Source organism: Streptomyces sp. NPDC050560 (assembly GCF_044457285.1).
Taxonomy (GTDB): Bacteria; Actinomycetota; Actinomycetes; order Streptomycetales; family Streptomycetaceae; genus Streptomyces.
Genome location: NZ_JBITGT010000003.1, coordinates 104,363 through 117,812 on the forward strand (window position 1 = coordinate 104,363; position 13,450 = coordinate 117,812).

11 protein-coding genes are annotated in these 13,450 nt (G+C 71.4%); 6 read left to right on the forward strand and 5 right to left on the reverse strand.

Features of this window, described 5'->3' with window-relative positions; genetic code table 11:
• Nucleotides 1–18: 18 nt before the first annotated feature.
• The 5 genes from ACIBIW_RS07885 to ACIBIW_RS07905 all read right to left on the reverse strand — a co-directional run bounded on the left by ACIBIW_RS07885 (nucleotide 19) and on the right by ACIBIW_RS07905 (nucleotide 6,437).
• Nucleotides 19–1,767: a beta-galactosidase gene (locus tag ACIBIW_RS07885; protein ID WP_399333156.1), complete on the reverse strand. Its 1,749-nt coding sequence runs from the start codon at nucleotides 1,765–1,767 to the stop codon at nucleotides 19–21.
• Nucleotides 1,768–1,964: 197 nt separating this feature from the next.
• Entirely contained in the window at nucleotides 1,965–2,960 is a 996-nt protein-coding gene (locus ACIBIW_RS07890) for a LacI family DNA-binding transcriptional regulator (protein ID WP_399333158.1), read from the reverse strand.
• 191 nt (nucleotides 2,961–3,151) lie between these two features.
• Nucleotides 3,152–4,492 (reverse strand): extracellular solute-binding protein, encoded by a 1,341-nt coding sequence (locus ACIBIW_RS07895; protein ID WP_399333160.1) that lies wholly within the window; start codon nucleotides 4,490–4,492, stop codon nucleotides 3,152–3,154.
• Between the two features lie 82 nt (nucleotides 4,493–4,574).
• Nucleotides 4,575–5,513 carry a carbohydrate ABC transporter permease gene (locus ACIBIW_RS07900; RefSeq protein ID WP_399333162.1) on the reverse strand — a complete coding sequence of 313 codons (939 nt, stop codon included), beginning with the start codon at nucleotides 5,511–5,513 and terminating at the stop codon, nucleotides 4,575–4,577.
• Nucleotides 5,514–5,516: 3 nt separating this feature from the next.
• On the reverse strand, nucleotides 5,517–6,437 hold the full coding sequence (locus ACIBIW_RS07905; protein ID WP_399333164.1) for a carbohydrate ABC transporter permease: 921 nt from the start codon (nucleotides 6,435–6,437) through the stop codon (nucleotides 5,517–5,519).
• A gap of 625 nt (nucleotides 6,438–7,062) precedes the next feature.
• On the opposite strand from ACIBIW_RS07905, the gene ACIBIW_RS07910 reads away from it, so the two are divergent.
• The 6 genes from ACIBIW_RS07910 (at nucleotide 7,063) to ACIBIW_RS07935 (ending at nucleotide 13,441) form a co-directional block, all read left to right on the forward strand.
• Nucleotides 7,063–8,073 carry a glycoside hydrolase family 5 protein gene (locus ACIBIW_RS07910; protein ID WP_399333166.1) on the forward strand — a complete coding sequence of 337 codons (1,011 nt, stop codon included), beginning with the start codon at nucleotides 7,063–7,065 and terminating at the stop codon, nucleotides 8,071–8,073.
• 98 nt (nucleotides 8,074–8,171) lie between these two features.
• Nucleotides 8,172–8,996, forward strand: a complete 825-nt coding sequence (locus ACIBIW_RS07915) for a family 16 glycosylhydrolase (RefSeq protein ID WP_399333168.1) — start codon at nucleotides 8,172–8,174, stop codon at nucleotides 8,994–8,996.
• Between the two features lie 109 nt (nucleotides 8,997–9,105).
• The gene (locus ACIBIW_RS07920) at nucleotides 9,106–10,554 is read left to right on the forward strand and encodes a BNR repeat-containing protein (RefSeq protein WP_399333170.1); all 1,449 of its coding nucleotides are present in this window, start codon (nucleotides 9,106–9,108) and stop codon (nucleotides 10,552–10,554) included.
• Nucleotides 10,555–10,758: 204 nt separating this feature from the next.
• Entirely contained in the window at nucleotides 10,759–11,688 is a 930-nt protein-coding gene (locus ACIBIW_RS07925; RefSeq protein ID WP_399333172.1) for a metal ABC transporter solute-binding protein, Zn/Mn family, read from the forward strand.
• Nucleotides 11,689–11,699: 11 nt separating this feature from the next.
• Nucleotides 11,700–12,563, forward strand: a complete 864-nt coding sequence (locus tag ACIBIW_RS07930; protein ID WP_399333174.1) for a metal ABC transporter ATP-binding protein — start codon at nucleotides 11,700–11,702, stop codon at nucleotides 12,561–12,563.
• The gene (locus ACIBIW_RS07935; RefSeq protein WP_399333176.1) at nucleotides 12,560–13,441 is read left to right on the forward strand and encodes a metal ABC transporter permease; all 882 of its coding nucleotides are present in this window, start codon (nucleotides 12,560–12,562) and stop codon (nucleotides 13,439–13,441) included. Before ACIBIW_RS07930 ends, ACIBIW_RS07935 begins: the two co-directional genes overlap by 4 nt.
• The last annotated feature ends 9 nt before the right edge of the window (nucleotides 13,442–13,450 follow it).

Genomic DNA, 13,450 nt, shown 5'->3' on the forward strand with positions numbered 1-13,450 from the left:
CGCCCGTGGAACCCGCTTTTACTCCTCCGTCGGGCCCAGGTCGGGGGTGTCCACGAGGTCGGCCACGGGCGCCACCGTTGCGTGCAGTTCGAGCACCACGATCTCGTTCTCGCCCGCCACGAGGACCGGCGCCGGGACGTAGAGGCGCCGCTGCGGGCCGCGCGACCAGTAGCGCCCCAGCGGGAACCCGTTGATCCAGGCGCAGCCCTTCGTCCACCCGGTGAGGTCGAGGAAGGTGTCGGCGGGCTCCGCCACGGTGAACACACCGCGGTGGAACGCCGGTCCCGGCACGGGCCGCCCGCCGACCGCGAACCGCAGGCCGTCGAGCGACGCCAGCCCGACCGGCCGGGAACTCCACCCCCGCAGCACCTCGCCGTCCAGGAGCACGTCGCCCAGCACCCCCTTGCGGTCGTGGAGGGCGGGCCCGTAGTTCACCCTGCCCTGGTTCTCCACCAGGAGGTGCAGCCGCGCCCCCGCCCGCGGGACGTCCACGACCACCGCGGCCTCGTGTGCCTCACGCTCCAGCACCCCGCAGGGGCGCCCGTCGACGAACACCTGGGCGCGGTCGCGCACCCCGCGCACCTCAAGCAGCGCCGTACCCGCCGCGTCCAACGGGCGCTCGTACAGCACGAAGCCGAAGTCCTGGCCCAACTCCTCCATGGAGAGCGGGTGTTCCCCGAAGACCGCCTCGCCAAGGCGCTCCCGCTGGTCCAACAGCCCGGCGCTCTCGCCGAGTACGACGCCCGGCACCGCGAGCTTCCGGGACGGCCCGGGGAACGGCTCGTCGGACACCGGGACATGACGGCCTATCACCTTGCGGAACGCGTCGAACTTCGGCGTGGGGTCCCCGGCCTCGTCAAGCGGTGCGTCGTAGTCGTACGAGGTCACCGTGGGGCGGTAGGTGTGCTTGTCGTTGGCCCCGTTGGTGAAGCCGAAGTTGGTGCCGCCGTGGAACATGTACAGGTTGACGCTCGCGCCCGAGGCGAGCAGGGTGTCCAACTCCCGTGCGGCGTCGTCCGGTTCCCGTACGACATGGGTGCCGCCCCAGCGGTCGAACCAGCCGTTCCAGAACTCCCCGCACATCAGCGGCCCCGAGGGCCGGTGCGCGCGCAGCGCGGCGAGCCCCGCGGCCGTGCCGCTGCCGAAGTTCACCGTGGCGAGCACCCCCGGCACGCTGCCCGCCGCCAGGTCGCCCGGCTGGTCGCAGGTGAACAGCGGGACGTCCACCCCCTGGGCGCGCAGCAGTTCCGCCAGCCAGCGCGGGTGCTCCGGGTCCTCGCCGTAGGCGCCGAACTCGTTCTCCACCTGCACCGCGAGCACCGGCCCGCCGCGGTTGCCGAGGAGCGGCAGCACCCGGGGGAGCAGCCGGCCGAAGTACGACGCCACGGCCTCCAGGTAGCGCGGGTCCGACGACCGCAGCCGGATGCCCTCCTCGGCGAGCAGCCAGGAGGGCAGGCCCCCGCCCTCCCACTCGCCGCAGATGTACGGGCCCGGCCGGAGCAGGACGTGCAGGCCCTCCTCCTGCGCCAGCCGGACGAACCGCCGGAAGTCGAGACCGCCGTCGAGCACGAGCCGGCCGCGGCGGGGCTCGTGGAGGTTCCACGGCAGATACGTCTCGACGGTGTTCAGCCCCATCAGCCGGGCCTTGCGCAGCCGGTCCCGCCACTGCCCGGGGTGGACGCGGAAGTAGTGCAGACCACCGGAGACGATCCGGAACTCGGCACCGTCCAGCAGGAACGCGTCCTGGTCGACCCGCAGCTCTGGCATGGGACAGCCTCCTCCTCGACAGGGGCCACGGCCCGGAGGCGGTGACGGTATGTTTGCGCAATCATACGGGGAGCCGGGCTCACCGCGGGTGCGATGCGGGGCGGCCCGCATGGGTGGGCGAAATGTGCAATGCCCGGTGTTCGCGCGGGTGTTGGATGCGGGGTCTTCGCGCGGTGCGGGGCCGGGTGCCCGGTGGCTCAGACGGCGGCCGCGGGCGGCGGTGCCGTGCTGGCCCTGGTGACCAGGCGCGTCGGCACCAGCGTGGTGCCGGTCTCCGGCTCGTCGCTGCGGATCTGCCGCAGCACACTGTCCACGCAGCGCCGGCCCACCTCCGCGAAGTCCTGGTGGATCGTCGTCAGCGGGGGGATGAACGAGGTGGCGTCGGGGATGTCGTCGAAGCCGACGACGCTGACGTCCCCCGGCACCCGGCGCCCCGCCTCACTCAGGGCGCGCAGCACCCCCAGCGCCATCTGGTCGTTGGCGGCGAACACCGCCGTGCAGCGCGGCTCCAGGGCCAGTTCGCGCCCCGCCTCGTAGCCGGAGTCCGCGCTCCAGTCGCCGCGCAGCAGCCGGGGCACCGCGCGCGCCCGCGCCTCCAGCATCTCGCGCCACGCCCGCTCCCGGCGCTGCGCCGAGAAGGAGTCCGCGGGGCCCGCGACATGCCACACCGTGTCGTGGCCCAGCTCCAGGAGGTGGTGCACGGCCGCGCCCGAGCCGCCGACCTGGTCGGTGTCGACCACGCAGCGGCTGCCGCCCGCGCCGGAGTCCACGACGACCACATGGGTGCGCGGCGGCAGCAGCACCGTGGCCGCGTCCAGCAGGTGCGACTCCATCAGGATGACGACACCGTCGACGGCCAGCTCGCTCAGCCTGCTGAAGGCGCCGCGCACCCCGTCCTGGGTGGGCACCTCCACCGGCAGCAGGACGGTGGCGTACCCCTCGCGGGCCGCGGACGAGGAGATGGCGTCCAGGGTGCGGACGTTGCCCGTGGTGGACAGGTTGAACAGGATCACCCCGATGGTGCGGAACTCCCCGCTCTTCAGGGCGCGCGCCGCGCTGTTGGGCCGGTAGCCCAGCTCCTCCATCGCGGCGAGCACCTGCTGCCTGGTGGGTTCAAGCACCCCCGGGTAGCCGTTCGACACCCGCGAGACCGTCTGGCTCGACACCCCCGCGAGACGGGCCACGTCGGCCATCGACGCGCCCCTCCTGCGGCGTGCGGCGGTCCCCGGCGTGCCCGGTCCTTCGCTGGCGGCCACGTGCTCGCTCTCCTCGTTCCTCTGCGTACCAGCAACCTCGGCGGGCCGGCGCATCAGCCTACGGTAAGGGCGGCCCGCCGCCGGGTGGGCGGCCCACCCGGCGACCGGCGCTCCCGGTGCGGCGCGGCTCAGCCGCCGACTGTGAAGCCCTGCTCCTTGCCGTACTTGACGGAGGCGTCCTGCCACGCCTTCAGGCCCTGGGAGAGCGGGGTGGAGGACACGTACGCCTTGCCGACGGTGTCGCCGAAGACGGAGTTGGCGTACACCTGGAAGGGCAGGTAGGACCAGCCGGTCCTGACGTCCTTCGCGGACCGGGCGAAGATCCTGTTGGCCCGCTGGCCGTCGAAGTAGGGGAAGGCGCGGTCCTGGAACTCGCGGGAGTCGAGGTCCGCCGTGGTCGCGGGGAAGGCGCCCCCGTCGATACGGGTCCGCACGCCCGCGTCCTTGTTCGCGTACTCCAGGAAGCCATAGGCCAGGTCCTTCTCCTTGCCCGCCTGCATCAGCGCCAGCGAGCTGCCGCCGTTCTCGGCACTGGCGTGCTCGCCCTCCGCCCACTGCGGCAGCGGGGCCGCCCGCCAGTCACCGGAGGCGGAGGCCACGCCCGAGGTGAAGTTGGCGGGCATCCAGGCGCCGGCCGGCAGGGTGGCGATGGTGCCGTCGCCGAGCCCCTTGTACCACTGGTCGGTCCAGCCCTTGACCGGCGCGAGCAGGTGCTCGGACACGAGCTTCTGCCACACCCCGGTGTACCTCGCCGTGCCCGCGTCGCCGAAGTCGACGCCCACCTTGGTCCCGTCGACCCGGTAGGGGTGGCCTCCGGCCTGCCAGATCATGCTGGTGGTGAGACCGGCGTCGCCGACATCGCTGGCGATGTACGCCTTCGGGTCGGCCTTGTGCAGCTTGCGGGCGGCGTCCAGATACGCGTCCCAGGTCGCGGGCACCGAGATCCCGTACTTGTCGAAGACCTTCTTGTTGTAGAAGAGCGCCATGGGGCCCGAGTCCATGGGCAGCGCGTACACACTGCCGTTGATGTCCACGGAGTTCCACGGTCCTGGCGAGTACAGCTTCTTGAGGTTCTCGGCGCCGTAACCGTCCAGCTTCGCCACGGACTTGCCCAGGGCGAACTGGCTGAGCGCGAAGTACTCGATCTGCGCCACGTCGGGCACCCCGGAGCCGGCCTGCACGGCGTTCTGGAGCGCCTTGTACTGGTCGTCGCCGGTGCCCGAGTTCACCAACTGCACCTTGACCTTGGGGTATTTGGCCTCGAAGTCCTTGACCACCTGCTTCAGCGTGGGCTCCCACGCCCACACCTTGAGGGTGCCGCCCTCGGCGAGCGCGGCCTTCACGTCCTTCGCGCCGCCGCCCGCGTCCCCGTCGTCGGAGCCGCCCGAACCGCAGGCGGTGAGGGCGAGGAGGGCCGCGCACACCAGGGCCGCGCCCGGCACCGTCCGGCGGTGTCTGCTGATCTTCATCTCATTCACTCCGTTGTGATGCTGAAACCGGGAATTCGAAGCCGGGCGGGACGCGGCACCGGCCGGGGCCGCGCCCCGCCGGTCACTCCTTGACGCCGCCCGCCGCGAGACCGGAGCGCCAGTAGCGCTGGAGGAGCAGGAAGGCGGCGACCAGCGGCAGCACGGTGACCAGCGAACCGGTGATGACCAGGTGGAACACGGGCTGCCCGCCGACGGTGCTGGCCTGCTTGTTCCACGCGTCGAGCCCGAGGGTGAGGGGGTACCAGTCCGCGTTCCTGAGCATGATCAGCGGCAGGAAGTAGTTGTTCCACGTCGCGACCATGGTGAAGAGCAGCACCGTGACGATGCCGGGGGCCAGCAGCGGCACACAGATCGTGAAGAACGTGCGCACCTCCCCGGAGCCGTCCATCCGCGCCGCTTCGAGGAGTTCGTCGGGGATGGCCTCCGTGGCGAACACCCACATCAGATAGAGCCCGAACGGCGAGATCAGCGACGGGATGATCACCGCCCAGGGGGTGTCGGTGAGGCCCATCTTGCTGAACATCAGGAACGTCGGCACCGCGAGCGCCGTCCCCGGTACCGCCACCGCTCCGATCACCACCGCGAAGACGGCCCGCCTGCCGGGGAACGCGAACTTCGCGAGGCCGTAACCGCCCAGCACGGCGAGGAAGGTGGCACCGCCCGCGCCCACCACCACGTACAGCAGGGTGTTGAGGAGCCAGCGGACGAAGATGTGGTCGTCGTAGGTGAAGGTCTGCCGGATGTTGTCCCAGAGCGCGAAGTGGCCGTCGAACCAGAGGCCGAAGGAGTTCAGCAGGCTCGGCTGGGTCTTGGTCGCGTTGATCAGCAGCCAGGCCAGCGGGACGAGGGCGTAGAGCACGACGAGGGCGGTGAGCACCGTCAGCAGGACGCTGCGCCGCGGCCTGCCGGGGGAGTGGCGGCGCCGCGCGGGGCGCCTGAGGGGCGTGGTGCGCCGGGTCCTGCCGGCCGCCCGGGGCGGTGACACGCTCGTGGGGGCCATCGGTCATGACTCCCTTCGCATGCCGCGCAGTTGCACCGCGTAGGCGACGGCCATCGTGATCAGGCCCATGATGATGGCCACCGTGGCCGCGTAGTTGTGCTGGCGCCCGGAGAACGCCAGCGAGTACGTGTACACATTGGGGGTGAAGTACGTGGTGATCGCGTTGGGCGCGAGGGTCTTGAGGATGCTGGGCTCGCTGAAGAGCTGGAAGCTCCCGATGATGGAGAAGATCGTCGCGATCACCAACGCGCCCCGGAGCGCGGGGAGTTTGATGGCCGCGATGACCCTGAGCTGCCCGGCGCCGTCGATCTCGGCGGCCTCGTACAGCGCGTGCGGGATGACGCGCAGCGCGGCGAAGAAGATGAGCATGTTGTAGCCGACGAACTCCCACGTCACGATGTTGCCGATGCTCGCCAGTACCAGGCCGGGCGAGAGCGGGTCGGGCAGCGGGACGCCGAGGGCGTCGCCCAGGTCGGCCACGAGCCCGAACTGCTTGCCGTACATGAAGCCCCACATCAGGGTGGCCACGACCGCGGGCACGGCGTAGGGCAGGAAGATCGAGACGCGGAAGAAGCTCCTGCCGTAGAGCCGCCCGCTGTCCAGCGCCAGGGCGACGAGCAGGGCGATACCCAGCATGATCGGCACCTGTACGAGCAGGAAGAGACCGACCCGCGCGAGCCCCTGCCAGAACTGCCCGTCCCCGAGGGCGTCGCGGTAGTTGTCGAGCCCCACGAAGGAGTTGCCCCCGATGAGCTGGTCCCTGAAGAGGCTCAGATAGACCGAGTAGGCGATCGGCGCGAGGAAGACGAGCAGGAAGACCAGCGCGAAGGGCGCCACGAACCCCCAGCCGGTCCACCGCCGCCGACCGCGGGCGCCCCGTCGGGGCGCGGTCCTGCCCCTGGCCGGGGGCGAGATGACTGCCATCTTCCATCCCTCACATCGGTGGGGTGAGCGGACCGGGCGCGACGTCCCGGGGCCGCGCGGGCGGCAGCGCCGAACCTCCGTACGCGCCGGGACGTTTACGTAAACATTTCCCGGCGATGCTGACACCGGCGCGCGGGTACGTCAAGAAGTGGGGAGTTCTGTCGGGGGGTTGGCCCGGGAAGAGCGTCCGCGCTGCCCGCTCGGTTCTTCGGGTGACGGGCGGCTGCACCGCGGCGACCGGCGGTGTCGCGGGGTGGAGGCGGACTTGTGGCGCCGCGCGGCCGACGACGGCCCGTGCCGAAGGACCAACAAGAACGAACAGCTTCCTACCGCACCGTTGACGTGTCCCCGACACGCCTCTACATTTTCGAACGGTATACCGAACCACGTTCGAGATACCGTCAAGGGCGCCGGGTCACCGGGCACGCCCCGCCTCCCGGCGCCCCCGACGCGCGTGCGAACCCTCCGCGCAGGCCGCCACCAGAACCGCCCCCGCCCGGCGCCGGTCGGCGGGCCGGATTCCGGGGCGGCCCCCGCCGCGGCACCGGTCCGCGCACCGTGCGCCTCGCCGCCACCACGCACGCGCACCACCCGCCCCTCTTCCGGGAAAGGAAGCGAACACACCATGAGAGCGCACCTCAGGCCCGTCCTCGCCGGGCTCCTGCTGACCGCACTGGCGACCGTCGCCGGCTGGGGCCAGGGCACCGCCCCCGCGGTGGCCGCCACCGACGGCTTCCGCGGCGTCAACTGGGCAGACGAGCGGGACAACTTCGTCGACGGCGCCCTGGTGCTCGGCGGTCTCAGCACCTCCGACAGCTATGACACCACCCGGGCCAAGACGGACCGGATCGTCACCGGCCTCCAGGACAACCTCGGCGCCAACACCGTACGCATGCCCGTCAACTACGCCACCGTGTCCGGGTCCTACTGGAACTCGTACACCGGCGCCGTCGACGAGGCCACCGCCCGCGGCATGAAGGTCATCCTCAGCTACTGGGAGGGCGACAGCTCCCGGGACGGGAAGGTCGACGACCTCTCCCAGTTCTGGTCGATGTGGCGGACCGTCGCCGACAAGTACGCGGGCAACGCCAACGTCTACTTCGAGCCGATGAACGAGCCGCACGGCTACAGCGACGACGACTGGAAGGACCTCGCCGCCCAGTGGCTGGACACCTACCCCACCGTGCCCAGGGGCCGGGTCATCGTCAGCGGCGCCGGATACAACCAGCGGCTCATCACCATCGGCGACGACAGCCGCTTCGACGGCACCCTCCTCTCCCGCCACATCTACCAGTTCTTCGACACCGGCCGGCACACGGAGGCGTCCTGGCGCCAGGCGCTCTCCGACAGCATCGGGAAGTACGCCGACCGTTCCCTGGTGACCGAGTGGGGCGCCCCCATGACCGACGGCAGGAACTACGGCGCCCCCGCCGACAACAGCGACGACTTCGTGGCCTTCGTCCGCGGAGTCGCCGCCGAGTCCCGCGACCTCGGCATCGGCACCGTGTACTGGCCGGGCATCAGGCCGAACGACGCGTACCGCATGGAGACGCTGAACGGCAGCGGCACCGACCTCTCGCTCACCACCACGAGCACCTCGGGCCGCGACCAACTCCGCCACTCCTGGGGATTGTGACGGGCCGTCAGTTACGACGCCCGCCGACGCCGACCGACCCCCATCGACCGGAAAGCACCGCACAGGCTCCCGAAAACCACCCCACACAAGGAGAACTGATGCCCCATCAGCCATGGACACCACCCTCCGGCACCGACCGCCCCCTCGCTCGCCGCACCGCGCTCGGGCTGCTGGGCGGCGGACTGCTCGCGGGCGCCGCGGCCACCGCGCTCCCCGGCCGCGCCCACGCCGCCACCAGGGCGACGGAGGTGCTGATCAACGGCTCCCTGGCCTCGTACGGCACCTTCGAGAGCGCCTGGAACTACCTCTACCCGTGGGGCGACCACCACAACGGCTCGGCACTCATGGTCGCCGACTCGGGCAACCACAACCACGTCTCGCTCTCCGGCGGCGTACTGACCCTGACCTCGACGCCCTCCACGGGCGGCGACTACCACTACCACTCGGGCACCGTGTACGCGAAACAACAGGTCACGGTCAGCGACACCTGGCCGGTGTGGGACGTGCGCGGGGACTTCCAGGCGCCGTCCGCCCGGGGCACCTGGCCCGCCTTCTGGCTCACCGGGGCCAACAGTTGGCCGCCGGAGAGCGACATCCTGGAGTTCAAGGGCTCGGCCACCAACTGGTCGAACACCTACAAGAACCAGAACGGCGACTGGTCCACCACCCAGACCGCCGTCTCCAACCCGGCATCCTGGCACACCTACCGCGCGGTGCTGCACAAGTCGAGCGGCACCGACGTCCAGATCCAGTACTACGTCGACGGGGCGCTCAAGGGCACCCACACCGGCGCGGGCTTCCTCGGCCAGCCGCTGTGGCTCATCATCGACCTTCAGATGGAGGGCTCGTCCGGCTCCCCAGGCCCCACCGGTACCACGTACTTCCGCGCCCAGAACCTCTACCTCGCCCGCTCCACCGCCTGACCCACGGCGCGGGCCGCCCCGGGGACACCCCCGCGGGCGGCCCGCACCCCCGCACCTCGAAAGGCGCCGCGCCCCGAGGACACGACGCCCCAGCCCCGCAAGGGAGTTCATGATGCGACGACGCTCGTTCGTGGCCGGCGCCCTGCTCGCCACCGCGACGGCCACCACCTCCACCCCCGCCGCTGCCTCCGCGTCGGGTGCCGCGGGGGCCGCGGCCCCTCCGGGCCCTTCGGTGACCCCCCTGGGTACCACCCGACTCGACCCCCAGGCCCTCTACTTCGTCTCGTACGACGGCCTGGTCAACAACAACTCCTTCCAGAAGAGCGGCCTTCTGACCCACCGGGGCCACCAGTACGCCGTCTGGTACACGGCGAGCCGCGCCGCCGTCGTCGCCCGCCGGGCACTCGGCGACGCCGACTGGGCCACCGTCACCCTCGACCACCGGCTCAAGAGCGACGACTCGCACAACGTCATCTCGATGGGGGTCTCCACGCTCGACGGCAGGCTGCACCTGAACATGGACTCCCACAGCAACGGCTACTTCTATGTGAAGTCGGTCGCCGGGCTCATGGACGACCCCTCGGCGGCGGCATGGACGCCCGACGTCTTCGGCCCCGTCCTGACGTCTCTCGACGGCACGGAGCTGACCTCCCAGTTCACCTACCCGCAGTTCCTGACGACCCCCGAGGGCAGGCTCCAGTTGAGCTACCGCGCCGGTGTCTCGGGAAACGGGCGCAACGCGCTCGCCGAGTACGACGGCACCCGGTGGACGGCGCTGGGGGAGTGGACCGCCTCGACCGGCACCTACACCAGCGCGCACGGCTCCTCCACGGCCCGCAACATGTACCTGCACGGCGTCGACTACGGCGGCGACGGACGCCTGCACGCCTTCTTCACCTGGCGGGAGCAGAGCGCCGCCGTGATGTGCGCGAGCGGCGGGCTGAGCAACCACGACACCGGCTACGTGTACTCCACCGACCGGGGCCGCACCTGGCGCAACGACGCCGGAACCCTCGTCGCCACCACGGGCGGCCCCGGCCTGGTGGCCGTGGACAGCCCAGGACTCGTCGTCGACCCGCTCGACCCCGACCACTCCCTGATGAACCAGGAGAGCCAGGCCGTCGACTCCACCGGCCTGCCGCACGCCGTCATCAGCTACGTCCCCGGCCGCTTCGGCCAGTGCACCACCGACTACGCCGCCGACCGCACCGCCCACGGCCGCGCCTTCCACCTGCGCAAGGACGCGTCGGGCGGCTGGACCAAGACCGAGATCCCCGTCCCGCCCCACTCCACCCAGCGCACCAGGCTCGTCCTCGACGCCCACGACAACGCTTACGCCGTCCTGCCCCGCGGCCACATCGCCGGGGCGTCCAGGGCGTCCGGCTACACCGACTGGGCCCTGCTCCACGACGCCGCCGACCTGAACGCCTTCGGCGAGGTGGTCGTCGACGAGGCGCGGGTGGGCGCCGACAACACCCTCTCCTTCCTCTACCAGGAGACCTCCACGGGCACCGCGCCGTCCGCGCTCCACGTGGCCGACTTCGCCCTGCCCGGATGACCGGGGTCAGGGGCGCCGGGACCGGCGGGGCCTGCGGGGTGTGAGGGCCGCAAGGGCGGCCACGTCAACACTTGGCAACGATTTTCATATCACAGGGATCTGGAATGGTTCCGAAAATCGTTTCCATCTAATGTGGGGGCGTGCCCGCCCGAGCGGGCGCACCGCTTCGCGTGACACCCGTACGACCCCTGGTGGAGGAATCCCATGTCCCTGTCCACGTCCCGGCTCCTGGCGCTGGCCACCGGCGCCTCGCTCGCCCTCCTCGCGGGCTGCGGCGGCTCATCGGACTCCGACGGCGGCAAGGACTCCGCACCAGGCTCCGGGGCCAAGATCCCGGTGGTCGCCTCCACCAACGTCTACGGGGACATAGCCAAGGCCGTCGGCGGCGACCGGGTCGACATCACCTCGATCGTCAGCGACCCCGACCAGGACCCGCACTCCTACGAGGCCAGCACCCAGAACCAGCTCGCCCTCTCCAAGGCCAAGGTCGTCATCGAGAACGGCGGCGGCTACGACGACTTCGTCGACCGCATGCTGAAGACCGCGGGCGGCGGCGCCGAGGTGATCAACGCGGTCAAGGTCTCCGGCAAGACCGCCCCCGAGGGCGGCGAACTCAACGAGCACGTCTGGTACGACTTCCCCACGGTCGCCAGGATCGCCGACAGGATAGCCACCGCCCTCGGCAAGGCGTCCCCCGACGACGCCTCCGACTTCACTGGCAACGCCAAGTCCTTCACGGCGAAGCTGAAGCCGCTGGAGGACAAGGAGGCGCAGATCAAGAAGGCGCACCAGGGCGACGGCATCGCCATCACGGAACCGGTGCCGCTGTACCTGACCGAGGCGAGCGGCCTCGTCAACAGGACCCCCGAGGACTTCAGCGAGGCCATCGAGGAGGGCAGCGACGTCTCCCCGAAGGCGCTCCGCGACACCCTCGCCCTCTTCACCGGCAAGAAAGTCCGGGTGCTCGTCTACAACGAGCAGACCTCGGGACCGCAGACGGAGAAGGTCGGGAAGGCCGCCAAGGACTCCGGCGTCCCCGACGTCCCGGTGACCGAGACCCTGCCCGACGGCAAGGACTACCTCGGCTGGATGGGCGACAACGTCGACGCGCTCGCGGAAGCGCTGGAGAAATGAAACGGCCCGGCATGGCCCTGTTGCCCGGCCCCCGCACCGCAGCCGAGGACGCACCGCCCGACGACGCCCCCGCGATCAGCCTGCGCGGCGCCGCGCTCTCCTACGGCGACCGCGAGGTGTGGCGCGACGTCGAACTCGACGTGCGGCCCGGGGAGTTCCTTGCGGTGCTCGGGCCCAACGGCTCGGGCAAGACCAGCTTCGTACGCGCCCTGCTCGGGCGGCACCCCCTGTCCGCGGGCACCCTCTCCGTCCTCGGGCGGGCGCCGCGCGCCGCGGGCCGTGACATCGGCTATGTGCCCCAGCAGTCGTCGCTGTCCACCCAGACCATGGTCCGCGCCCGCGACCTGGTGCGCTTCGGGATCGACGGGCACCGCTTCGGGCTGCCGCGGCGCTCGGCCGCCGTACGCCGCAGGGTGGACGAGATTTTGGACGCCGTCGGCGCCTCCGCCTACGCGGACGTCCCGCTCGGGCTGCTCTCCGGCGGCGAGCGCCAGCGGGTGCGCATCGGCCAGGCCCTCGCCACCGACCCCCGGGTGCTGCTCTGCGACGAGCCGCTGCTCTCCCTCGACCTGCACCACCAGCGCGCGGTCACCGCACTCGTCGACGCACGGCGCCGCTCCCACGGCACGGCGGTGGTCTTCGTGACCCACGAGATCAACCCCGTACTCGACCTGGTCGACCGGGTGCTCTACCTCGCCAGGGGCGGGCACCGGGTCGGCACCCCCGACGAGGTGCTCACCTCCGAGTCGCTGTCCGAGCTGTACGGCAGCCGGGTCGACGTGCTGCGCGTCCAGGGCCGGGTCGTGGTCGTCGGCGCCCCCGACGGGCCTGCCACGCCCGCCCACCACGACACCGTGGAAGGAGCACGCCCATGACGCTCGCCGACGGCATCTGGCAGCAGATGTTCACCTTCGACAACTACGGCGAACTCCTCACCCTGGTGCGCAACTCGCTGATCGTCGGCGTCGCGCTCGGCCTCGTCGGCGGGCTCGCCGGGGTCTTCGTCGCGATGCGCGACCTGCCGTTCGCGGTGCACGGCATCAGCGAGCTGTCCTTCGCCGGAGCCTCGGGCGCGCTGCTGGCGGGCACCAACATCGTGGCCGGGTCGATCGTCGGCTCCCTCGTCGCCGCGGGCGCGATCGGGCTGCTGGGCGCCAGGGCCCGCGACCACAACTCGGTCATCGGCATCCTCATGCCCTTCGGCCTCGGCCTCGGCGTGCTCTTCCTCGCGCTCTACAAGGGCCGGGCGGCGAACAAGTTCGGCCTGCTCACCGGGCAGATCGTGGCCGTCGACAGCCCCCAGACCGGCTGGCTGCTCGGCACCTCTGCCGTGGTCCTCGCCGCGCTCGCGGTGATCTGGCGCCCGCTCACCTTCGCCAGCGCCGACCCCGACGTCGCCCAGGCCCGCGGGGTGCCCGTACGGGCGCTGTCCCTCGGCTTCATGATCCTGCTCGGGCTCGCCGTCGCGCTGTCCGTCCAGGTCGTCGGCGCCCTGCTGGTGCTCTCCCTCGTGATCACCCCCGCCCTGGCCGCCGCGCGGATCACCGCCTCCCCCGTACTGCTGCCCGTCCTCAGCGTGCTGTTCGCGGTGGTCTCCATCGAGGGCGGCATCCTGCTCGCGCTCGGCGGCACCATCCCCATCAGCCCGTATGTGACGACGATCTCCTTCGCGATCTACGTCGGCTGCCGACTGGCCGGCCGGTACCGCGCCAGGCGCTGGGGGGCGAGGAGGACCACGGCACAGCCCGCGTGAGCACCGCGG

Coding starts and splice junctions, on each gene's coding strand:
- ACIBIW_RS07915 (WP_399333168.1), top strand. CDS start 8,172: ATGCCCCATCAGCCATGGACACCACCCTCCGGCACCGACCGCCCCCTC.
- ACIBIW_RS07890 (WP_399333158.1), bottom strand. CDS start 2,960: ATGGCCGACGTGGCCCGTCTCGCGGGGGTGTCGAGCCAGACGGTCTCG.
- ACIBIW_RS07900 (WP_399333162.1), bottom strand. CDS start 5,513: ATGGCCCCCACGAGCGTGTCACCGCCCCGGGCGGCCGGCAGGACCCGG.
- ACIBIW_RS07885 (WP_399333156.1), bottom strand. CDS start 1,767: ATGCCAGAGCTGCGGGTCGACCAGGACGCGTTCCTGCTGGACGGTGCC.
- ACIBIW_RS07910 (WP_399333166.1), top strand. CDS start 7,063: ATGAGAGCGCACCTCAGGCCCGTCCTCGCCGGGCTCCTGCTGACCGCA.
- ACIBIW_RS07920 (WP_399333170.1), top strand. CDS start 9,106: ATGATGCGACGACGCTCGTTCGTGGCCGGCGCCCTGCTCGCCACCGCG.
- ACIBIW_RS07925 (WP_399333172.1), top strand. CDS start 10,759: ATGTCCCTGTCCACGTCCCGGCTCCTGGCGCTGGCCACCGGCGCCTCG.
- ACIBIW_RS07930 (WP_399333174.1), top strand. CDS start 11,700: ATGGCCCTGTTGCCCGGCCCCCGCACCGCAGCCGAGGACGCACCGCCC.
- ACIBIW_RS07895 (WP_399333160.1), bottom strand. CDS start 4,492: ATGAAGATCAGCAGACACCGCCGGACGGTGCCGGGCGCGGCCCTGGTG.
- ACIBIW_RS07905 (WP_399333164.1), bottom strand. CDS start 6,437: ATGGCAGTCATCTCGCCCCCGGCCAGGGGCAGGACCGCGCCCCGACGG.
- ACIBIW_RS07935 (WP_399333176.1), top strand. CDS start 12,560: ATGACGCTCGCCGACGGCATCTGGCAGCAGATGTTCACCTTCGACAAC.